General features: G+C 75.6%; 18 protein-coding genes. 8 read left to right on the forward strand and 10 right to left on the reverse strand.

Annotated features, from left to right (window positions below; translation table 11 throughout):
* Nucleotides 1-107: 107 nt before the first annotated feature.
* The 3 genes from RTG05_RS21845 to RTG05_RS21855 all read right to left on the reverse strand — a co-directional run bounded on the left by RTG05_RS21845 (nucleotide 108) and on the right by RTG05_RS21855 (nucleotide 2009).
* A complete protein-coding gene (locus tag RTG05_RS21845; RefSeq protein ID WP_166526859.1) occupies nucleotides 108-476 on the reverse strand; it encodes a fluoride efflux transporter FluC in 369 nt (122 codons plus the stop codon).
* Nucleotides 473-862: a fluoride efflux transporter CrcB gene (crcB, locus tag RTG05_RS21850; protein ID WP_166526860.1), complete on the reverse strand. Its 390-nt coding sequence runs from the start codon at nucleotides 860-862 to the stop codon at nucleotides 473-475. The genes RTG05_RS21845 and crcB overlap by 4 nt, the downstream gene beginning before the upstream one ends.
* Before the next feature lie 97 nt (nucleotides 863-959).
* Nucleotides 960-2009 carry a TerC family protein gene (locus RTG05_RS21855; protein WP_166526861.1) on the reverse strand — a complete coding sequence of 350 codons (1050 nt, stop codon included), beginning with the start codon at nucleotides 2007-2009 and terminating at the stop codon, nucleotides 960-962.
* Between the two features lie 270 nt (nucleotides 2010-2279).
* Here RTG05_RS21855 and RTG05_RS21860 point away from each other — a divergent pair, with 270 nt between their 5' ends.
* Nucleotides 2280-4016: a putative bifunctional diguanylate cyclase/phosphodiesterase gene (locus tag RTG05_RS21860; RefSeq protein WP_166526862.1), complete on the forward strand. Its 1737-nt coding sequence runs from the start codon at nucleotides 2280-2282 to the stop codon at nucleotides 4014-4016.
* A gap of 25 nt (nucleotides 4017-4041) precedes the next feature.
* Here RTG05_RS21860 and ngg read toward each other — a convergent pair whose 3' ends face one another.
* Both ngg and RTG05_RS21870 read right to left on the reverse strand, forming a co-directional pair.
* The gene (gene ngg / locus RTG05_RS21865) at nucleotides 4042-5802 is read right to left on the reverse strand and encodes an N-acetylglutaminylglutamine synthetase (RefSeq protein ID WP_315912140.1); all 1761 of its coding nucleotides are present in this window, start codon (nucleotides 5800-5802) and stop codon (nucleotides 4042-4044) included.
* Complete coding sequence (locus RTG05_RS21870) at nucleotides 5799-7580, reverse strand: N-acetylglutaminylglutamine amidotransferase (protein ID WP_166526863.1); 1782 nt, start codon at nucleotides 7578-7580, stop codon at nucleotides 5799-5801. The genes ngg and RTG05_RS21870 overlap by 4 nt, the downstream gene beginning before the upstream one ends.
* 281 nt (nucleotides 7581-7861) lie before the next feature.
* Between RTG05_RS21870 and RTG05_RS21875 the strand changes: the two genes are divergently transcribed.
* The 3 genes from RTG05_RS21875 to RTG05_RS21885 all read left to right on the forward strand — a co-directional run bounded on the left by RTG05_RS21875 (nucleotide 7862) and on the right by RTG05_RS21885 (nucleotide 9832).
* Nucleotides 7862-8818, forward strand: coding sequence for a quinone oxidoreductase family protein (locus tag RTG05_RS21875; RefSeq protein WP_208104711.1), 957 nt, complete (start codon nucleotides 7862-7864; stop codon nucleotides 8816-8818).
* A 248-nt stretch (nucleotides 8819-9066) separates the two neighbouring features.
* Nucleotides 9067-9432 carry a hypothetical protein gene (locus RTG05_RS21880; protein WP_166526864.1) on the forward strand — a complete coding sequence of 122 codons (366 nt, stop codon included), beginning with the start codon at nucleotides 9067-9069 and terminating at the stop codon, nucleotides 9430-9432.
* Nucleotides 9425-9832: a hypothetical protein gene (locus RTG05_RS21885; RefSeq protein ID WP_166526865.1), complete on the forward strand. Its 408-nt coding sequence runs from the start codon at nucleotides 9425-9427 to the stop codon at nucleotides 9830-9832. Before RTG05_RS21880 ends, RTG05_RS21885 begins: the two co-directional genes overlap by 8 nt.
* Before the next feature lie 45 nt (nucleotides 9833-9877).
* On the opposite strand, the gene RTG05_RS21890 is transcribed toward RTG05_RS21885, so the two are convergent.
* Nucleotides 9878-10582 carry a hypothetical protein gene (locus tag RTG05_RS21890; protein WP_166526866.1) on the reverse strand — a complete coding sequence of 235 codons (705 nt, stop codon included), beginning with the start codon at nucleotides 10580-10582 and terminating at the stop codon, nucleotides 9878-9880.
* Nucleotides 10583-10825: 243 nt separating this feature from the next.
* Here RTG05_RS21890 and RTG05_RS21895 point away from each other — a divergent pair, with 243 nt between their 5' ends.
* Nucleotides 10826-13069: a SpoIIE family protein phosphatase gene (locus tag RTG05_RS21895; RefSeq protein WP_315912141.1), complete on the forward strand. Its 2244-nt coding sequence runs from the start codon at nucleotides 10826-10828 to the stop codon at nucleotides 13067-13069.
* A 13-nt stretch (nucleotides 13070-13082) separates the two neighbouring features.
* On the opposite strand, the gene RTG05_RS21900 is transcribed toward RTG05_RS21895, so the two are convergent.
* Both RTG05_RS21900 and RTG05_RS21905 read right to left on the reverse strand, forming a co-directional pair.
* Nucleotides 13083-13592 (reverse strand): flavin reductase family protein, encoded by a 510-nt coding sequence (locus RTG05_RS21900; RefSeq protein ID WP_166526868.1) that lies wholly within the window; start codon nucleotides 13590-13592, stop codon nucleotides 13083-13085.
* A gap of 39 nt (nucleotides 13593-13631) precedes the next feature.
* A complete protein-coding gene (locus tag RTG05_RS21905; protein ID WP_208104712.1) occupies nucleotides 13632-14570 on the reverse strand; it encodes a hydroxymethylglutaryl-CoA lyase in 939 nt (312 codons plus the stop codon).
* A gap of 129 nt (nucleotides 14571-14699) precedes the next feature.
* Between RTG05_RS21905 and RTG05_RS21910 the strand changes: the two genes are divergently transcribed.
* Nucleotides 14700-15587, forward strand: a complete 888-nt coding sequence (locus RTG05_RS21910; RefSeq protein ID WP_315912142.1) for a diguanylate cyclase domain-containing protein — start codon at nucleotides 14700-14702, stop codon at nucleotides 15585-15587.
* Between the two features lie 18 nt (nucleotides 15588-15605).
* Here RTG05_RS21910 and RTG05_RS21915 read toward each other — a convergent pair whose 3' ends face one another.
* Nucleotides 15606-16700, reverse strand: coding sequence for a M20 family metallopeptidase (locus RTG05_RS21915; protein ID WP_166526869.1), 1095 nt, complete (start codon nucleotides 16698-16700; stop codon nucleotides 15606-15608).
* A gap of 151 nt (nucleotides 16701-16851) precedes the next feature.
* Nucleotides 16852-18579, reverse strand: coding sequence for a glycerol-3-phosphate dehydrogenase/oxidase (locus RTG05_RS21920; protein WP_166526870.1), 1728 nt, complete (start codon nucleotides 18577-18579; stop codon nucleotides 16852-16854).
* A gap of 111 nt (nucleotides 18580-18690) precedes the next feature.
* On the opposite strand from RTG05_RS21920, the gene RTG05_RS21925 reads away from it, so the two are divergent.
* Both RTG05_RS21925 and glpK read left to right on the forward strand, forming a co-directional pair.
* Nucleotides 18691-19443 (forward strand): IclR family transcriptional regulator, encoded by a 753-nt coding sequence (locus RTG05_RS21925; RefSeq protein ID WP_166526871.1) that lies wholly within the window; start codon nucleotides 18691-18693, stop codon nucleotides 19441-19443.
* Nucleotides 19444-19456: 13 nt separating this feature from the next.
* Complete coding sequence (glpK, locus tag RTG05_RS21930; RefSeq protein ID WP_166526872.1) at nucleotides 19457-20965, forward strand: glycerol kinase GlpK; 1509 nt, start codon at nucleotides 19457-19459, stop codon at nucleotides 20963-20965.
* Nucleotides 20966-20985: the final 20 nt, after the last annotated feature.

The raw sequence follows: 20985 nt of genomic DNA on the forward strand, positions 1-20985 counted from the left end.
GGGAGACCCCGAGGTGTACTGCGTCCTCGTCGGCACGCCACGGTAACCCCGTAGGTGGTGCGTGGCACAGTTGCGTGCCATCGTCGTCCCGGAACAGAACCGCGACGTCACCCCCGCGCCAGGGCCCACCCCAGTGCGGCGGCCCCCACCGCCAGGACGGCGGTACCGAGCAGGTGGCCCAGGCCGCGGGCCAGCTGCCGCTGCTCGACCAGCCGGAGCACGTCGGCGCTCGCGGTGGAGAAGGTGGTGAGGGCGCCGCAGAAGCCGGTGCCCACCAGTGCCACCACGGCCGGGGGAGCGGCCGCGGACCCCAGCACCACGCCGAGCAGCGCACTGCCGGCGACGTTGACGGCCAGCGTCCCCCACGCGGTGTCCCACCCGGCGCGGGCGGCCAGCCGGGTGGCCAGCAGCCGCAGCGGCGCACCGGCCAGCGCGCCGGCCACCACGAGCAGCGCCGTGACGAGCGGCCCGGTCACCGGCCCCGGGCCCCCGTCCGGGACTCCCGGACCGCCACCGCCCCGGCGGCGACGGCGAGCAGGCCGCCGAGCAGCGAGACGACCACGTACGCCGCGGCCAGCGCCGGGGCACCGGCCTCGACCAGGACGACGACCTCCACGGCGAAGGCCGAGTACGTCGTGTAGCCGCCCAGCACGCCGACGCCGAGCAGCGGCCGCGCCCACGCCGGCTCGGGGGAGCGGGCGGTGAGGGCGGCGAGCAGGACGCCCATGAGCAGGCAGCCGGTGAGGTTGACCAGCAGCGTGCCCCAGGGCCACTCGCCGGGGGCCTGCGGCAGCGCCGTCCCGACGCCCCACCGGGCCAGCGCCCCCAGGGCCCCGCCCACCGCCGCGAGCAGGTACGCCACCGGCTGCTCCTCCCCGTCCCCGCGATCATGACGTGCCGGAGGCGACACACCGGGCCGAGCCGGCGTGTCGCCTCCGCACCTCCATGATCGCGGTCGGTCAGGGAGCCGGGCTCAGCGGCTCCCGGTCCCGGTCCTGGTCGCGGCCGCGGCGCCACAGCGGCTCCACCTCGGCCATCTCCTCGGCGGTCGCCACCCGGAACGGGGGAGCGGCGGGCGCCTCGACGGCCCGGCGTCCCTGACCCCGGGTGGCGCGCAGGCTGGCCCACACCGAGACGGCGAGGATCGTGGCGATCACCGCGAGGCTGACGGTGGTGGGGATGTAGTAGACGTCGATCTTGAGCAGCATCTTGACGCCCACCCACATGAGCACCAGCGCCAGGCCGGCCTTCAGGTAGACGAAGCGGTGGATGAGGTCGGCGAGCAGGAAGTACATCGCCCGGAGGCCCAGGATGGCGAACGCGTTGGCGGTGAAGACGAGGAACGGCTCGTCGGTCACGGCGAAGATCGCCGGGATCGAGTCGACCGCGAACACCACGTCGGTGACCTCGACGAGCACCAGCACCGCCAGCAGCGGGGTGGCCAGCAGGACCCCGCCCCGCCGGACGAGGAACCGCTGCCCGTGGTAGGCGTCGGTCATCGGCACGAACCGGCGGAACAGCTGCAGGGTGCGCGACCGGGAGGGGTCGATGTGCTCGTTGCGCTGCCGGAGCATGCGGTAGCCGGTCCACAGCAGGAACGCGGCGAACAGGTAGAGCACCCAGCCGAAGCTCTCGATCAGCGCCGAGCCGCCGGCGATGAACAGACCGCGGAGCACCAGGGCGCCCAGCACGCCGTAGAACAGCACCCGGTGCTGGTACTCCCGGGGCACGGCGAAGAAGGTGAAGATGATCGCCCAGACGAACACGTTGTCGACGGCGAGGGACTTCTCGATCAGGTAGCCGGCGAAGTACTGCTGGCCGAACTCCGACCCGTAGGCCGACCAGATCCAGGCGCCGAACCCGACGCCGAAGGCCACCCACACCGCCGACCACACCGCGGCCTCGCGCACGCCGATCACGTGGGCGCGGCGGTGGGCGAACAGGTCGATGGCCAGCATGCCGACGATCACGCCGAGCACGGCCGTCCAGAGCCAGAAGGGGACGTCCACGAACTCTCCTCCAGTCGGTGGTGCACCAACCGGAGGTCTCTCCGACGCCCCGCAGGGCGCCCGCTCGGCCGGACCCCGTCGGTCGGGGCCGTAGTGACGACACGAGCGTGGGGGATACTCCCCTCCTGAAAACAGTGAAGCAGACTTCACCTGTCGAGGCAAGCGAGGTGCCCGGTGACCGGTTGCCGTCCGCACCCCCTTGGGGGGAAGCCGGCCGGCTACCCGGCGGCTGCGCTCAACCGGGGCCGGTGGCCGACCGATCACGACCGCATGCAGCTGTCCTCGGCCACCCCCGACGTGGCCACGCCGCGGGTGATGGGGTGCACGGCCGGGTTCCTCTACACGGTCGGCGGCTGCGCCATCCTCGCGCTCGCGGCCGGGTCCGGCCCCGGCGTGACGGCGCTGTGGCTGGTGGGCACCCTGGCCGTGGCCTGCGGCGGCGTCCTGCTGTGGGCCGGTCGCCGGCTGCCGCACCCCGCCTTCCACGGCGTCGTCCTCGCCGGCACCGCCCTGATCAGCACCGCCGTGGCCCAGGCGCCCTCGGCGCAGGTCGCGCTGGCGGTCGCCGCCATCTACGCCTTCGTGGCGATCGGCAGCTTCCTGTTCTTCTCCTGGCGCCAGGCGCTGGTCCAACTGCTGGTCGTGCAGGCCGCGCAGTCCGCGGCGCTGCTGGGCCACCCGGGCACCGGCCCGGAGGCCGCCGTCGCCGTCGGCCTGGTGTGCGTCGGGGTGTCCCTGGTCGTCGGTGCGCTGGTGCAGCGGGCCTCCAGCGCCAGCCGCGACGGCCTGACCGGGCTGCTCAACCGGCACGGGTTCGACGTGGCCCTGGAGGCCGCCGCGGCCGCCGCCGTCCGCGGGTCCCGGCCACCGGCCGTGGCGCTGCTGGACCTCGACCGCTTCAAGGCGGTCAACGACGGCCAGGGACGCGCGGCCGGCGACCAGCTGCTGCGGTCGGTGGCCCTCGCCTGCCAGCAGACCCTGCCCGCCGGGGTGCTCGTGGCCCGGCTGGGCGGCGACGAGTTCGCGCTGCTGTTCCCCGGCGCCACGGCGGCGGGCGCGCTGGCGCGTGTGGAGCAGGTCCGCGCCGCCCTGCAGGACTGCGAGCTCTCCGGCGGCGTGGCCCAGCACCTGCCCGGGGAGAGCGGCGCCGAGCTGCTGCGCCGCGCCGAGACCGCCCTGTACGCCGCCAAGGCCGCCGGCCGCGGGCGCGTCGAGGTCAGCGGTGCCGACGCCGACGACCTGGCCGTCGCCCTGTCGGCGGCCATCGACGACGGGGTCATCGCGGTGGCCTTCCAGCCCGTCCTGTCCCTGCCCGACCGGCAGCTGGTCGGCGTCGAGGCGCTGGCCCGCTGGTGGGACCCCGAACGCGGCGCGGTCCGCCCCGACGAGTTCATCCCGGTCGCGGAGCGCACCGGGCAGGTGCCGGCCCTCGGCCGCGCCGTCCTGACCGCGGCCTGCCGCCAGGTGCGCACGCTGCAGGACGCGGCCGGGCGCCCGCTGCTGCTCACCGTCAACGTCTCCGGCCGCGAGCTGGTCGTCCCCGGCTACAGCGACTCGGTGCTGCGCACCCTGGCCGAGACCGGGTGGCCGGCCGAGCGGCTGGTGCTGGAGGTGACCGAGAGCGTCGTCGACGCCTCCTCCGGCGTCGCGCTGGAGACCCTCGCCGAGCTGCGCGGGCACGGCATCGCCATCGCCATCGACGACTTCGGCACCGGGTACTCCTCGTTCAGCCGGCTGGACACGCTGCCCGCGGACTACCTGAAGCTGGACTCCACCTTCATCGCCACCACGACCAGCTCACCGCGGCGGGCCGGGATGCTGCAGGCGCTGCTCTCGCTCAGCCGCACCCTGGGGTTGACGGTCATCGCCGAGGGCGTGGAGACCGAGGCGCACGAGGCGCTGCTGGTGTCGCTGGGCTGCCCGCTGGTGCAGGGATACCTGTACGACCCCCCGCGCCCGGTGGACGAGCTGGTCGCCGCCCTGCGCGCCCCCGCCGTGGCCGGCTGAGCCCGCGCGGTCGGCCCTGGCGGCGTCAGCGGCGGCGGGTCTCGGGGAACAGCAGGTCCACGAAGCGTTCCACCGTCGGCTGCGGCTCGTGGTTGGCCAGCCCGGGCCGCTCGTTGGCCTCGATGAACACGTGCTCGGGACCGATCGGACCGGACGCACCGACGTCGGGCACCAAGAAGTCCAGCCCGGTCACCGGGATGCCGATGGCCCGGCTGGCCCGGACGGCGGCCTGCGCGACCTGGGGGTGCAGCCGGTCGGTGACGTCCTCGATCGTCCCGCCGGTGTGCAGGTTCGCCGTCCGCCGCACCCGGATCCGCTCCCCCGCGGGCGGGACGTCGTCCATGGCGTAGCCGGCCTCCGCCACCACCTCGGTGGTCGCGGCGTCCAGCGGGATGCGCGACTCCCCCCCGGTGGCGCGCTCGCGCCGGCGGCTGGTGACCTCGACCAGCTCGGTGACCGGGCTGCGGCCGTCACCGACGACCTCGGCCGGACGGCGCACCGCGGCGGCCACCACCTCGTGGTCGATGACGACGACCCGCAGGTCCTCGCCGGCCACCAGCTCCTCCACCAGGACGTCGGGACAGAACTGGGTAGCCAGCGCCACCGCCCGCTCCAGGGCCTCCGCCGAGGCCACGCCCACCGTGATGCCCTTGCCCTGCTCGCCGCGGGCGGGCTTGACGACCACCTCGCCGCACTCGGCCAGGAGGGCACGGGCGGCGACCAGGTCGCCGTCGCCGGCGGCCGCCCCGCGGGGGACGCGGACGCCGGCCCGCTCCATGATCCGCCGGGTGACCCGCTTGTCGTCGCAGCGGCTCATGGCCACCGCGCTGGTGAACTCCGAGAGCGACTCCCGGGTGAGGACGGTGCGCCCGCCCAGCGCCAGCCGCATCTCCCCCCACCCGGGGTCGGTCACCTCGACCCGGACGCCGCGCCGCAGCGCCTCCTCGGCGATGATCCGCGCGTAGGGGTTGAGGTCCTCCAGGCCCGGCGGCCGGGCGGCGAACAGCGGGGTGTTGATCGGGTTCTTCCGCTTGACGCACACCGCCGGGGTCCGGTGGAAGCCGAGCTTGCGGTAGAGCGCGATCGCGCCGGTGTTGTCGTGCATGACCGAGAGGTCCAGGTAGGCGCGGCCGCGGCCGACGTAGCGCTCGGCCAGCACGCGCACGAGCGCCTCGCCGGTCCCGGGTGGGGCGTCCTGGGCGTGCACCGCCAGGCACCACAGGCTGGCGCCGCCCTCCGGGTCGCCGAAGGCCAGCACGTGGTCCACGCCGGTGACCGTGCCGACGACCGCCCCGGTCCGCCGGTCCTCGGCGACCAGGTAGGTGAAGCAGCGGGTGCGGTGGTTGGCCCACATGGTCGCGGGGTCGCCGGTGACCATGCCGTTGCGCAGGTAGATTCCGTTGATCTGCTCCATCTCGGCCAGCGAGGTGACCGTGCGGACGAACACCCCGCGGATCAGGTCCGTGCGCGGCCGGTAGCGGTGCAGGTCCAGGCGGTAGGTGTAGCTGGGGTCGATGAACAGCTCGTCGGGCGCCATGCCGACCAGGACGTGCGGGTCGCGCGGGTAGATGCAGATGTCGCGCTGGCCGCTCTCCTCCGAGCGCAGCGCCGTCACGATGCCGTCCAGGGCGGCGAACGTCTGCCCGAAGACCAGCCGGCCCCAGGCCAGGTCCAGGACGACGTCGGCGTCCATCCCCTGCCGCTGGTGCTCCGACAGCTGCTGCCACGGCCGGCTGGTGGGCACCGGCGCGTGCCGGCGGTGCCCGGCGATCCGGGGCACCGTCACACCCCGTGGGTCTGCAGCCAGAGCTCCAGCAGGCCCAGCTGCCACAGCTGGTTGCCACGCAGGGGCGTGAGCTTCCCGTTGGGGTCGGCCAGCAGCGCGTCGACGTACTCGGGGCGGAACAGCCCGCGGTCACGGGCGGTGTCCCCGGTGAGCGCGTCGCGCACCAGGTCGAGCACCTTGCCCTCGAGGTGGGTGATCGCCGGGACCGGAAAGTAGCCCTTGGGCCGGTCGATGACCTCCGGCGGGATGATCCGCCGTCCGATCGCCTTGAGCACGCCCTTGCCGCCGTCGGCCAGCTTCAGCTCCGGCGGGCAGGCGGCGGCCAGCTCCACCAGGTCGTGGTCGAGGAACGGCACCCGGGCCTCCAGGCCCCAGGCCATGGACATGTTGTCCACCCGCTTGACCGGGTCGTCGACCAGCATCACCTCGCTGTCCAGGCGCAGCGCGGCGTCCACGGCGGTCTCCGCGTGCGGCGCGGACATGTGCTCGCGCACGAACTCCAGGCTCGGGTCGCCGGCCACGGCGTACCGGTCGGCGACCAACCGGGCCGTGTCGGCGGCGTCCCGGTCGAAGAAGGCCCGCGCGTAGCGCTCGACCGCCCGGTCGCGGCCGACGCCGGCCAGCGGCGGGTACCAGTGGTAGCCGGCGAACACCTCGTCGGCGCCCTGCCCGGACTGCACCACCCGGATGGACTGGCTGACCCGCTCGGACAGCAGGTCGAAGGCGACCACGTCGTGGCTGACCATCGGCTCGGCCATCGCGCCGATGGCGTGACCGAGGGCCGCGGCGAGCTCGTCACCGGCCACCCGGATGCGGTGGTGGTCGGTGCCGAAGCGCTCGGCGACGACGTCGGAGTAGACGAACTCGTCGCCCTCGCGCCCCGCCACGGCCTCGAAGCCGATCGAGTAGGTGGCCAGGCCGGTCTGCCCCTCCTGGGCGAGCAGGCCGACGATGAGGCTGGAGTCCAGGCCGCCGGAGAGCAGCACCCCGACCGGGATGTCGGCGACCAGCCGGCGGCGGACGGCGACCCGCAGCGCCTCCTCGATCGCGTCCTCCCAGTCCCGGGCCGACCAGCCGGCGTGCTCGGCACGGCGCTCGTAGCGGGCCTCCCAGTAGCGGTGCTCGCGGGACGTGCCGTCGGCCTCGACCACCCGCACGGTGGCCGGGGGCAGCTTGCGGACGCCGGCGAGGATCGTCCGCGGCGCGGGGACGACGGCGTGCCAGGTGAGGTAGTGGTGCAGCGCCACCGGGTCGATGGCGGTGTCGACGTCGCCGGCCTGCACCAGCGCCGGCAGCGAGCTGGCGAACCGCAGCCGGCCGGGGGTCTCGGCCAGGTACAGCGGCTTGATGCCCAGCCGGTCGCGGGCCAGCACCGTGCGGCCGGTGTCCCGCTCAGTGATGACGAAGGCGAACATGCCGTGCAGGTGGGAGACGACGTCGGTGCCCCAGTGGTGGTAGCCCTTGAGGATCACCTCGGTGTCGCTGGTGGAGAAGAACCGGTACCCGTGCCCCTCCAGCTCGGCGCGCAGCTCCTGGTAGTCGTAGATGCAGCCGTTGAAGACCGCGGTCAGGCCCAGCTCGTTGTCGACCATCGGCTGGCTGCCCGCGGGGGACAGGTCGATGACCGACAGCCGCCGGTGCCCGAAGGCCACCCGACCGTTGCTCCAGGCGCCCTGACCGTCCGGCCCGCGGGGGACCAGGCACTCGACCATCCGCGCCACGGCGGTGGTGTCGGCCAGGGAGCCGTCGAACCGGATCTCACCGGAGAGGCCGCACATGGTGTCGATCCAACCCCACCCTGCGTACCGGCGCGAGCGGCCCGCGCGGACGTCACGTCGACGCAACACGGCCGCGTTCCACGTGGAACAGGTCACCCGGGGGTGCGGCCTCCCGCGCGCGACCGGCCCCGCCCCCGTCGCCTTTATCGCGATAATGGCCACCCCCAGGGGGTCTCCCGCGCGCGGGGCCGGGTGCCGTCGAGTCGCCGTCCGGTGGGCGCGGGGCCAGGGTGGGGCGGCGGTCCGTGGCGGGCACGGACCCAGGGACGGCGGGAGACGACGTGCAGGCGGTGCTCCACGAGCGGCCGGGTGGGCCCGAGGTGCTCACGGTCGGCGACGTGCCCGACCCCGAGCCCGGCGGCGGGCAGGTGCTGGTCGACGTGGCGGCGGTGGGGGTCAACTTCCGGGACGTCTACGAGCGCGAGGGCCGCCCGCCCTACAGCGGCGGTGACTTCCCCTCCGTCCTCGGCGCGGAGGGCGCGGGCACCGTCGTCGGCACCGGCGAGCGGGTCGCCTGGCTCGACGTCGCCGGCAGCTACGCCGCCCGGGTCGCCGCGCACCGGGACGCGCTCGTCCCGGTGCCCGACGGCGTCCCGCTGGACGTGGCCGCCGCGGTCATGCTCCAGGGCTGCACGGCGCAGTACCTGGTCGGCGACTCCCACCCCGTGGCCGAGGGTGACTGGGTGGTCGTGCACAGCGCGGCCGGCGGCGTCGGGCTGCTGCTCACCCAGCTGGTGCGCGCCCGTGGCGGGCACGTGCTGGCCACGGTGTCCACCGAGGACAAGGCCGCGCTGGCCCGGGAGGCCGGCGCCGACGACGTGGTCGTCGGGTACGACGGCTTCGCCGAGCGGGTGCGCGAGCTGTCCGGGGGCGAGGGCGCCGCGGCCGTCTACGACGGCGTGGGCCGGACGACGTTCGCCGCCGGGTTGACCGCGCTGCGGCCCACCGGCCGGATGATCGTCTACGGCGCCGCGAGCGGGCAGCCGGAGCCGCTGGAGGTGCAGTCCCTCGCCGGGCACGGCTCGCTGTACGTGCAGCGGCCCACCCTCAAGACCTACACGCGCACCCCGGAGATGCTGCGCGAGCGGGCCGGCGCCGTCCTGGACCTGGTGGCCGCCGGGCGGCTGGACGTGCGCATCGGCGGCCGGTACCCGCTGGCCGAGGCCCGCCGGGCGCACGAGGACCTCGAGGGACGCCGGACCACGGGCAAGCTGCTGCTGGAGCCGTCGGCGTCCTGAGGAGGCGCCTGCCTCACAGGAGCAGGTGCAGCCGCAGGGCGTCGTCCAGGGCCGCCGTCGCGGCCGGTGGGACGTGGCCCAGGACGGGTCCGAGCCGGTCCACGGACACGGCCGGCGGTCGCTCCGATCAGTCCCACGCGGGATCCGCGCCGCGTCCCCCGCGCCGGGCACAGGGCCCCGGCCGGCCTGCGCCCGGCACGCGGGAGGATGGCGGCCGTGCCCGACACCACCGCCACGGGGTCCACCCGGTGACCGCCGCCCTGGTGGTCGCGGTGACGGTGACGGCGGTGCTGCTCACGCTGGCCGGGATCGCCTCGACCCTCGCCCGCCGGCGCATCGGCCTGCTGCACCTGGTCGGCGCCGCACTGCTCGAGGTCCTGCTGCTGGTGCAGGCGGTCGTGGCCGTCGTCCGGCTGGCGCAGGGGGAGACCCCGGCCGACACGCCCACCTTCCTCGGCTACCTGGCCGGCGCCGTGCTGCTGCCGATCGCGGGGGCGCTGTGGGCGCGCACCGAGCCGACCCGCTGGGCGGGCACGGTGCTGGCGGTGGCCGCCGGGACGGTCGGCGTGATGGTGTGGCGGCTGCAGCAGCTGTGGGAGGCGACGGGTGGCTGACCGGGCGGGGACCACCGGACCCGGTCGGGTGCTGGTCGCGGTGTACGGCGTGTTCGCGCTGGCCGCCGGGGCGCGGGCCGTCGTCCAGCTGTCCACCCGGTTCGCCGATGCGCCGGTCGCCTACCTGCTGTCCGCGCTCGCCGCGGCCGTGTACGTCGTCGCCACCGTGGCCCTGGCCCGCGGCGGCCGGCGCACCGCGCTCGTCGCGATCGGCGTCGAGCTGGCCGGCGTCCTCGTCGTCGGCACGCTGTCGCTGCTGGAGCCGGCCGCGTTCCCCGACGAGACGGTGTGGTCGGCCTACGGCCGCGGCTACCTGTTCGTCCCGCTGGTGCTGCCCGTGCTCGGGCTGCTCTACCTGCGGCGCACCGCCCGGCGACGTCCTGGAACGGCCCCGTCGTAGGGGCCCGCCGCGAGCCTGCGAGCGGTGGGGGACGACGGGGTCCTTCTAGAAGTCCCCGCCGCCGAAGTCCCCGCCGCCGAAGTCCCCGCCGCCGAAGTCCCCGCCGCCGAGGTCCCCGCTCGGGTCGGCGCCGCCGGCGAGGTCACCACCGGGGTCGCCGCCGGCGTCCTCGTTGCCCTGGGCGTAGGCCTCCTCGTCCCCACCGCCGAACAGCCCGCTGTCGCCGATGCCGCTGTCGAACAGCGCGTCCGCGACCGCCGTGCCGACCACCAGCCCCCCGACGGTGCCGAGGAGGCTGGCACCGACCATGCTGCCGAAGCCGGGACCGCTGCGGCCGTAGCCGCCGTGGCCACCCCCGTACCCGCCGTAGCCACCGCCCCCGCCGGGGCCGAAGGCCCGCTCCAGCGTGCCGGGCTGGCGCACCTCGGCGCGGGTCGCGGCACGGGCGAGGGTGTGCGGGTCGTCGGAGCGCGGCCGCTCGGACGCGGGCACCGCGGCCGCCAGCTGCACCAGCACCTCCTGGCGCTGCTGCGGGGTGAGCTGTGCGAAGGCCTCGGCGTGCGCCTCCTCGATCTTGTCCGGTGGTGCGGTCCGCAGCAGGTAGCGGTAGCGCTCGACCGCCTGCTGGTCGGCGGGGGCACCCCCCTGCGGCTGCTGGTGACCGCCGTACGACGGCGCGGTGCGCTGGTAGCCGTCGTACTGGTCGTGGGTGGGTCGGCCGCGCCCGAAGAGCCGGTCGAGCAGTCCCATGGCGATCGTCTCCCTCCGGTCCGGGAACGGTGTGCTCCCGTGGTGGGGTTCCCCCCGCGGGGCGCGCCACACCTGCCCCGGCGCGCCCGCTGGTCCGCCTCCTGCACGCGCGTCACCCGGCGGCCGCCCCCCGCGGCCGCCGGGCGGGTTAGGGTCGTCGTCGTGCCGGCCGAGCGGGACCGACCGCGGGACACCTCCCCCGCTCCGCCCCCCGAGGCGGTCGTGGGCCGGGAAGCGGCTGGCGTGGTCTCCGCTGCCAGCGCCGTCCTCACCGAGCGCACCGGCGGCGAACCGGCGTCGGCCGCGCTGCCCGAGGTGCTGTCCGAGGTCCCGGTGGCGGTGCTGCTCATCGACCGCAGCGCCGGCGCGGTCACCTACGCCAACAGCGCGGCGGTGGAGCTGGCCGGCAACGTCCGCCTGCCGGTCGACATCGACACCTGGGGCACCGCCGCCGGGCTGACCGACCTGGGCGGGCAGCCGCTCGTCCGCACGTCCGGTCCGCTGTCACTGGTCGCGGAGGGGCAGCCGGTCACCGGCGAGGCCGTGCGCCTGGCCCAGCACGGCGGTGACCAGGACGCGGCCGCCGACGACCGGCTGCTCTGGGTCACCGGCTTCCCCCTGTCGCGGGCCGACGGCGAGGAGCAGCTGTCGCTGGTCGTCTTCCTGGAGGTCGAGGGCGGGCCCGACCGGTCCGAGGACCAGATGCAGGCGCTGCGCGAGCGGGCGGTGGTGGCCACCGACATCGCCTTCACCATCTCCGACCCCCGCCAGCCCGACGACCCGCTGGTGTGGGTCAACCCCTCCCTCACGCGCATCACCGGCTACGAGTACGGCGAGGCCGTCGGGCGCAACTGCCGCTTCCTGCAGGGCCCCGCCACCGACCCCCACGCCGTGGCGGAGATCCGTGCGGCACTGGACGAGGGCCGACCGGTCACCACGACGCTGCTCAACCACCGCAGGGACGGCACGGCGTTCTGGAACCAGCTGGCGATCAGCCCGGTGTTCGACGGCGAGGGTCAGCTGGTCAGCTTCGTCGGCGTGCAGACCGACGTCACCGAGCGGGTGCGGGTCGAGCGCGAGCGCGAGGCGGCGTTCGCCGCCGAGCAGGCCGCCCGCCGCGAGGCCGAGCTGGCCCAGGCGGCGGCCGAGCAGGCGCGGGCGGACGCCGAACGGGCGCAGGCCGTGGCCGAGCAGGCGCAGGCCGACGCCGAGCGGGCCCGCTCGGACGCCGAGCGCATGCAGGGCCGCCTCGCGCTGATGGCCGAGGCGACCAGCACGCTGATCGCCACCCTCGACCTCTCCGACGTCCTCGACCGGCTGGCCCGCCTCTGCGTGCCGCTGCTGGCCGACTGGGTGTTCATCTCCCTGGTCGACGACGCCGGCACCGTCCGCGAGACCGCGTCGCGGCACCGGGACGGGCTCGAGGAGGAGCTGCACCTGCTGGCCACCGAGTACGTGCCGCACCTGCCGCCGCACTCCCCCACCCGGCGCAGCATGGCCACCTCCCGGCCGGTGCTGGCCCAGCTCACCGCCGGCGACCTGGACGCCCTGCTCACCTCCGACGCGGCTCGCCGGGCGGTCGACGTGCTCGGCACCGGTTCGCTGGTCGCCGTCCCGATGGTCGCCCGCCGGCGGACCCGCGGCGCCATCCTGCTGGTCCGTGCCGACCCCGGCCGGCCGTTCGACCAGGAGGAGGTCGACCTCGCCGAGGACCTCGCCCGCCGGGCCGCCCTGGCGATGGACAACGTGCGCCTCTACCAGCAGGAGCACGTCGTGGCCGACACGCTGCAGCGCTCGCTGCTCCCCGAGCTGCCGGACATCCCCGGGGTCGAGTCGTCCGCGCACTACGTCAGCGCCTCGACCGCGTCCGACGTCGGCGGTGACTTCTACGACCTGCTGCACCTGCCGGACGGGTCGATCGGCGTGGTGATCGGTGACGTCGTCGGCCACGACGTGGTGGCGGCGGCCGCGATGGGGCACCTGCGCGGCCTGATCCGCGCCTGCGCCTGGGAGGCGGCCGACCCCGACCCGGGCATCGTCCTGGCCCGGGTGGACCGGCTGGTGCAGGGCCTGCGGGTGGCCGCCATGGCCACGCTGGTCTACGCGCGGGCCGTGCCACCGGCCGGGGACGGCGACCCGTGGCGGCTGCACGTGGCCAGCGCCGGTCACCCGCCGGTGCTGCTGCGGGCCCCCGACGGCGGGGTGCGGGTGCTCGACGAGGTGGCCGGTCTGCTCGTCGGCGTCGACGGCGGAGCGGAGCGGCCGTCGACGACGCTGGAGGTGCCGCCGGGGACCACGCTGCTGGCCTACACCGACGGGCTCATCGAGCGGCCCGGCACCGACCTGGACGAGGGCATCGCCGAGCTGGTCGACCGGCTGGCGGCCACCCGGGCCGGGGCTGGCCCCCGGGAGCTGTGCGACGCCGCGGTGGCCGGGTCCATCGACGGCCGGGACGACGTCGCGCTGCTCGCCGTCCGCTTCAGCTGAGGCCGGTCCGCGGTCAGCCGCGCGGGGTCTCCAGCAGCCCGTAGGCGCCGCGGTGGAACAGCAGCGGCCGCCGGCCGGGGTCGGCGCCGAGGTCCAGCACCCGGGCCGCGACGAGGGTGTGGTCGCCGCCGTCGTACTCGGCCCACAGCTCGCAGTCGATCCAGGCCACGACGCCCTCGAGCACCGGCTGGCCCAGCCCGCTGGGCCGCCACGGGACGCCGGCGAACTTGTCGCTCCCCGAGCGGGCGAAGGTGACCGACAGGTCGGTCTGGTCCTCGGCCAGCACGTTGACGCAGAAGCGGCCCAGTGCCCGCAGCTGCGGCCAGGTGCGCGACGTGCGGGCCGGTGCGATGACCACGAGCGGCGGGTCCAGGGACAGCGAGCTGAACGACTGGCAGGTGAAGCCGATGGGGCCGGAGTCGGCCTGGGCGGTCACCACGGTCACCCCGGAGGCGAAGTGGCCGAGGACGTCCCGCATGGTGCGGGGGTCCACCACGCCGTCCCCCGACGACGGCTGGCTCATGACCTCCACTCAACCACGGCGCCGCGACTCCCGGCGGCCTCACGCGGGGGTGCCGGCCGAGCGGGGGACCGAGCGCCCACCCGCCCGGTACAGCGAGCTGGGCAGCGGCCGGCCCACCGCCTGCTCGGTGACGCGGGCGGCGGCCAGGACGGCGTCGAGGTCCAGCCCGGTGTGCACGCCGGACTCCTCCAGCATGTACACCAGCTCCTCGGTGGCGATGTTGCCGCTCGCGCCCGGCGCGAAGGGGCAGCCGCCGAGGCCGCCGACGGAGGAGTCCAGCTGGGTCACCCCGGCCTGGACGGCGGCCAGCGCGTTGGCCTGGCCCGTCCCGCGGGTGTCGTGGAAGTGCACGCCGACGTCCACGCCCGGGCACGCCCGGCGGACGGCGTCGACCAGCTGCACGACCCGAAGCGGCGTGGTGGTGCCGATCGTGTCGCCCAGGCAGAGCCGGCCGGCGCCGGCGGTCACCGCGGCGCGGGCGACGTCCACGGTGCGCCTGATCGGCGTCCGGCCGTCGAACGGGCAGTCCCACGCGGTCGCGATGACCACCTCCAGCGAGCCGCCGGCAGCGGAGGCCAGGGCGGCGATCTCGCCGACGGCCGCCAGCGCCTCGGCGGTGGAGCGTCCGGCGTTGGCCCGGCTGTGCCCGTCGGAGGCGGAGACGACGTACTCCAGGTGGGCCATGCCGGCGTCCACGGCCCGGGTGGCCCCGCGGGGGTTGGCGACCAGCGCGGAGAAGTGCACGCCGTCGAACCGGTGCAGCTCGGCAGCGAGCTCGGCGGCATCGGCGAGCGCCGGCACCGCTCTCGGGGAGACGAAGGAGGTCACCTCGATCCGGCGGACGCCGGTGGCCACCAGCGCCTCCAGCATGGCCAGCTTGTCCGTCAGGGGCACGGGCGCCTCCAGCTGCAGGCCGTCGCGCATGCCCACCTCGCGGACGTCCACCGTGGCCGGCAGCACCAGGTCGAACTCGTTCACGGACACCCTCCTCGATCGTCGCCGTGCCATCCTGCCCCCTCCGCCGGTTCCACGTGGAACCGCCCAGGGCGACCGAACGTGCAGCAGGAGGGCACTCCTCCTGCAGGATGTCCGGCACGGAGGTGGGAGTTGACGGAGGAGATCCGCGGGTTGCCGCCGGCCGACCGGCGCAGCGCGTTCGCCAACGCCCCCATGGGGATCGCGCTGGCGACGACCACCGGTCTCGTCGTCGACGCCAACCCGGCCCTCACGGCGATGGTGGCCGTGCCGGCCGGGGAGCTCTACGGCTCCTCGATGCTCGACCTCGTCCACCCCGACGACCGTGCGGCGGCCGCGGAGGCGTTCGCCGAGCTCCTCGAGCGGCGCCGGATGATGCGGCACGAGACCCGGCTGGTCCGCGCGGACGGCAGCGTCGTCCCCGTCCAGGTGACCTCGTCCTGGGTGGACGGCACGCCGGACGGCGACCCGCCGCACGTGGTGGCCATCGTCGAGGACATCACCGAGCGCAAGGCCCTGGAGGCCTCGCTGGTGCACCGCTCGCTGCACGACCCGCTGACCGGGCTGCCCAACCGGATCCTCTTCCGCGACCGGCTGCGGCACGCGCTGGAGCGCGGCCACCGGGAGCGGACCGCCACCTGCGTGCTGGGCATCGACCTGGACGGGTTCAAGGAGATCAACGACCGGTACGGCCACCCGGTCGGCGACGCGGTGCTGGTCGCGATCGCCGAGCGGCTGACCTCGGTGCTGCGCTCCAGCGACACCGCCGCCCGGGTGGGCGGGGACGAGTTCAGCATCGTCTGCGAGAACAGCGCCCGCACCGACGCCGAGGCGCTGGCCGCGCGGCTGCGCACCACGGTCACCGAACCGCTGCGGGTCGGCGACGTGGACGTGCCGATCGGCATGAGCATCGGGGTCGGCACCGTCGCCGGCGGTACCGACCCCGAGCGGGCCCTGGAGCGGCTCGTCCGCGAGGCCGACGACGCGATGTACGCCGACAAGGCCGCCCGCCGGCGCTGAACCGGGCCGGCCGGGCAGTCAGCCGCCCCAGCGGGTGAGGACGGCGCCGAAGGCTTCCGCGGCCTGCTGCACCTCGGCGAGCTCCACGTACTCGTCGACGGCGTGCATGACCGCGGGGGTGCCCGGCCCCCAGACCACGATCGGCGCCCCGCCGACCACGCGGACCAGCACCGACGCGTCGGTGAAGTAGGTCGCGGGCACGGGCCGGACCGCGGCCGGCAGGGAGGCCACCCAGGGGTCGTCGGCGGGGGTGCCGACCGGCGGCAGGTCCACCCGCACCTCGACGTCGGCCACCTCCGGCTGCGCCCGCCACCAGGCCAGCAGGTCGGCGCCCTCGCCCACGGTGCGCATGTCGACCAGCACCTCGGCCCGGTCGGGGACGACGTTGAACACCGTGCCGCCGGAGACCACGCCGGGGTTCCAGGTCTCGGTGCCGAGGAAGGGGTCGGTGCGCAGCGGCAGCGCGCCGCCGGCCCGGCCGAGCAGCGCGACCAGGTCCAGGACGGCGTTGTGCCCCCGCTCGGGGGTGCTGCCGTGCGCGGCCCGCCCGGCGGTGCGCACGGCCAGCCACAGGGCGCCCTTGTGACCGAGGACGACCTGGTTGCCGGTGGCCTCGGGGACGACGACCGCGCCGACCGGGAGCCCGTCGACCGCTTCCGCCGCGGCGGCGGCGCCCTGCGAGCCGGTCTCCTCGTCGCTGGTCAGCAGCAGCGCGACCGGCGTCTGCGGGTCGGCGGCCGCCAGTGCGGCCGCGGCGGCGACCACCCCGGCCTTCATGTCGCTGCCCCCGCGGCCCCACACCCGGCCGTCCTCGAGGTCGGCGCCGAACGGGTCGCGCTGCCAGGCCCCGGCGTCGGGCACCGGCACGGTGTCGACGTGGCAGGCCAGCAGCAGCACCGGGCGGCCGGGGTCGGCCGGCGTGCGCAGCAGCGTCCACGGGTGGTCGGCGTCCCGGCCCTCGGTGACCTGCACGTGGGGGGCCCGCCCGCGCACCACCTCGGTGAGCAGGCCGAGCACGTCGCGCTGGGCGGCGGCGTCCCCGGACACGGTGCTGCGGCCGACCAGCTCCCGCACCAGCGCGGTCAGGTCGAGGGCAGGAGCGGTCGCGGTCATGGGCTGATCCTGCTCACCCGAGGGCCACCGCGCAGCCCGGGTGCGCCCGCCCCGCGACGATCATGGCACCGAGGAAGCGACCCACCGGCGCTGACCGGCGTGTCGCGTCCCGGACGCCATGATCGTCAGGAACAGGGGGCTGAGAGACTCCTCAGACGAGCGCGCGACCCACCGCCACCGCGCGGGTGTCCGGTGCGGCGACCCGGACCGCGTCGGCCTCCTGGTCGCCGGGCTCGCCCTGCGAGCGGCGCTCGGCCTCCACCCGGGCGGCGTAGCTGTCCACCTCGCTGGCGATGCGCTCCTCGTCCCAGCCCAGCACGCCGGCGACCGCGCGGGCCACCGGTTCGGCGGACGCGGCGCCGCGGTGCGAGGTCTCGATGGAGATGCGGGTGCGCCGGGCCAGCAGGTCGTCGAGGTGCAGCGCCCCCTCGCGGGCGGTCCCCCACACCATCTCCACCATGAGGTACTCCTCGGCACCGGGCACCGGCTCCAGCAGCGAGCGGTCGCCGGCGGCCAGCGCCAACACCTCGGGGGTCTCCGAGCCGTAGCGGTTGAGCAGGTGCTCGGCGCGGAAGCGCGGGATGCCCCAGCGCTGGCTGAGCCCGTGCAGCTGGTTGACCATCGCGTGGTAGCCCTCGGCGCCGACCAGCGGGATGTTCTCGGTGACGCTCGGCGGCACCGACCGGGTGACGTCGGCGACGACGGCGTCCACCGCATCGGCGGCCATCGGCCGGTAGGTCGTGTACTTGCCGCCGGCCACCGCGACCACCCCGGGCATCGGCCGGGCGACGGCGTGCTCGCGGGAGAGCTGGCTGGTGACCTCGGACTCGCCGGCCAGCAACGGCCGCAGCCCCGCGTACACACCGGTGATGTCGTCGTGCGTGAGCGGCACGGCGAGCACCTGGTTGACGTGCGTGAGGATGTAGTCGATGTCGGCCCGGGACGCCGCCGGGTGGGCCTTGTCGAGGTCCCAGTCGGTGTCGGTCGTCCCGACGATCCAGTGGCTGCCCCACGGGATGACGAACAGCACGGACTTCTCGGTGCGCAGGATCAGCCCGGTCTCGCCGTTGATCCGGTCCCGCGGGACGACGATGTGCACGCCCTTGCTCGCCCGCACGTGGAACCGGCCGCGCCCGCCGATGAGGGTCTGGATGTCGTCGGTCCACACGCCGGTGGCGTTGACGACGACCTCGGCCTGCACGTCGACCTCGGCGCCGGTCTCCACGTCGCGCACCCGCACCCCGGTGACCCGGCCGCCGGCGTGGTTGAAGGCCACGACCTCCGCGGAGTTGAGCACCGTGGCGCCGTAGGCCGCGGCGGTGCGGACCACACCCAGGGTGTGCCGGGCGTCGTCGGCCTGCGCGTCGTAGTAGCGGACGGCGCCCACGAGGGAGTCCGGGCGCAGCGCGGGGAACAGCTTGCGCGCCCCGGTGCGGGTGAGGTGCCGCTGCGGCGGGAGGGGGGTGGACAGCGAGCCGATGCGGGCCAGCCCGTCGTAGAGGGTGAGCCCCGCGGTCACGTAGGGCCGCTCCCAGTGCCGGGTGAGCGGGTAGAGGAACGGCACCGGCTTGACCAGGTGCGGGGCGAGCCGGGTGACGCTGAGGTCGCGCTCGTGCAGGGCCTCGCGGACCAGCCCGAAGTCGAAGGACTCCAGGTAGCGCAGCCCACCGTGGAACAGCTTGGAGGACCGCGACGAGGTGCCGCTGGCGAAGTCGCGGGCCTCGACCAGCGCCGTCCGCAGGCCGCGGGTGGCCGCGTCGAGCGCGACGCCGGCTCCGGTCACCCCGCCTCCGACGACGAGGACCTCGAACGGGTGCTCCGCCAGGTCCGCCCAGGCGCGGGCGCGCTGCTCGGGACCGAGTGCGGGGACTACGGGCATGCCGACTCCTAGGGCGGGGACTGCTCGCCGTCCACGGTAGGCGCGCCTCCCGGGCGGGTCGACGCCCTCCGTTCGACAATGTCGGACGTCGAGGCCCTAGGGTGACCGCCCGTGCCAGGCACCGTGCAGTCGATCGAGCGGGCGGCCACCCTGCTGCACGCCATCGTCGAGTCCGGCGGGCAGATGGGCGTCACCGAGCTGGCCGCCGCGGTCGGCCTGCCGAAGACGACCACCCACGGCCTGCTGCGCACCCTGCTGGCGGTCGGCTTCGTCGAGCAGGACCCGCGCACCGGCCGCTACGCCCTCGGCGCCGGCCTGCTCGGCCTGGGGTCGCACTACCTGGACGCCAACGAGCTGCGCTCCCGGGCGTCGAACTGGGCGGACTCCCTGGCCGGGCGCAGCGGCTGCGCCGTCCGGCTCGGGACGCCGGCGGGGCCGCAGGTGGTCGTCGTCCACCACGTGTTCCGGCCCGACGACTCGCCGCAGGAGCTGGAGGTCGGCGCGCTGCTGCCCGCGCACGCCACGGCGGTGGGCAAGGTGCTGCTGGCCGGGCGACCGGCGATGGCCCGGGCGCTGGCCGACGCCCCGCTGGAGGCGCTCACCGGGCGCACCGTCGTCGACCCGGCGGTCCTGCTCACCCAGCTGCAGGCGGTGCGGGCACGGGGCTGGGCCGACCAGCGCGACGAGTACCGGCTCGGCACGGGCGGGATCGCCGCGCCGGTGTACGGCCCCGGCGGGCAGGTGGTCGGGGCGCTGGGCATCAGCGGGCCGGTCGAGCAGCTGTTCACCGACACCGCCCGGCCGGCGCTGCGCGCGATGGTGGTGGAGGCCGCGGCCGCCGTCTCCCGGGAGCTCGCCTCGTGACCGGGGTGCGGCGGTGAGGGAGCGGTACGTGCTGGCGGTGGACCAGGGGACCACCTCCACCCGGTCGATCGTGTTCGACCGCGCCGGCCGGCTGGTCGCCGTTCGCCAGCGCGAGCACCGCCAGCACTTCCCCCGGCCGGGCTGGGTGGAGCACGACCCGGAGGAGATCTGGGCGAACACCCAGCTCACCGCCGCCCAGGCGCTGCGCGACGTCGCCGCAGCGCCGGGGCAGGTGGTGGCGCTGGGCATCGCCAACCAGCGGGAGACGACGGTGGTCTGGGAGCGGGCCACCGGCCGGCCGCTGGTCAACGCGCTCGTCTGGCAGGACACCCGCACCGGGCCGCTGGTGGAGCAGCTGGCCGGGCGACCGGAGGCCGCGCTGGTCCGCGAGCGCACCGGGCTGGAGCTGGCCGGCTACTTCGCCGGACCGCGGCTGTGCTGGGTGCTCGACGCCGTCCCCGGCGCGCGGGCGCGGGCCGAGCGCGGCGAGCTGCTGTTCGGCACGATGGAGAGCTGGCTGGTCTGGAACCTCACCGGCGGCACCGACGGCGGGGTGCACGTCACCGACGTGACCAACGCCAGCCGCACCCTGCTCATGGACGTGCGCACCTGCGCCTGGGACCGTGACCTGCTCGACTTCTTCGGCGTCCCGGCCGCCATGCTCCCGGAGATCCGTCCGTCGGTCGGCGTGCTCGGGACGGCGCGTGCCCTGCCGGTGCCCCTGCCCATCGGCGGTGCCCTCGGTGACCAGCAGGCGGCGCTGTTCGGGCAGACCTGCTTCGCCCCCGGCGAGGCCAAGTGCACCTACGGCACCGGCAGCTTCCTGCTGCAGAACACCGGCACCGACCTGGTCCGCTCGCGGCACGGGCTGATCAGCACGGTGGCCTACCAGCTGGCGGGGGAGCCGGTGCACTACGCGCTGGAGGGCTCCATCGCCGTCACCGGGGCCCTGGTGCAGTGGCTGCGGGACAGCCTGGGGCTGATCGGCTCGGCGGCGGAGGTGGAGACCCTCGCCCGCACGGTCACCGACAACGGCGGCTGCTACGTCGTCCCGGCGTTCTCCGGGCTGCTCGCGCCGCACTGGGCGGGCCGGGCCCGCGGCCTGGTCGCCGGCCTGACGTCCTACGTGACCAAGGGGCACCTGGCCCGCGCGGCACTGGAGGCGACCGGCTGGCAGACCCGCGACGTCGTCCGGGCCATGGACGCCGACTCCGGGCTGCCCATGACGGCGCTCCGGGTGGACGGCGGGATGACCACCAACAACCTGCTCATGCAGTTCCTCGCCGACGTCCTCGGCACCCCGGTGGTGCGCCCCATGGTGGGGGAGACGGTGTCCCTGGGCGCGGCCTACGCGGCCGGGCTGGCGGTCGGGGTGTGGTCGGACACCGGGGCGCTGCGGCGCAACTGGCACCGGTCGGCGCAGTGGTCGCCCGACCCGGCGCGGGTGGCGGCCCTCGACGCGGCCTACCCGGAGTGGGAGCGAGCCGTGCGGCTGAGCATCGCGTGGGGCGAGCGGCCCTGATCGCCGGCGAGTTGTCCGAC

The sequence above is a fragment of the Geodermatophilus sp. DSM 44513 genome (assembly GCF_032460525.1).
Classification (GTDB): Bacteria; Actinomycetota; Actinomycetes; order Mycobacteriales; family Geodermatophilaceae; genus Geodermatophilus.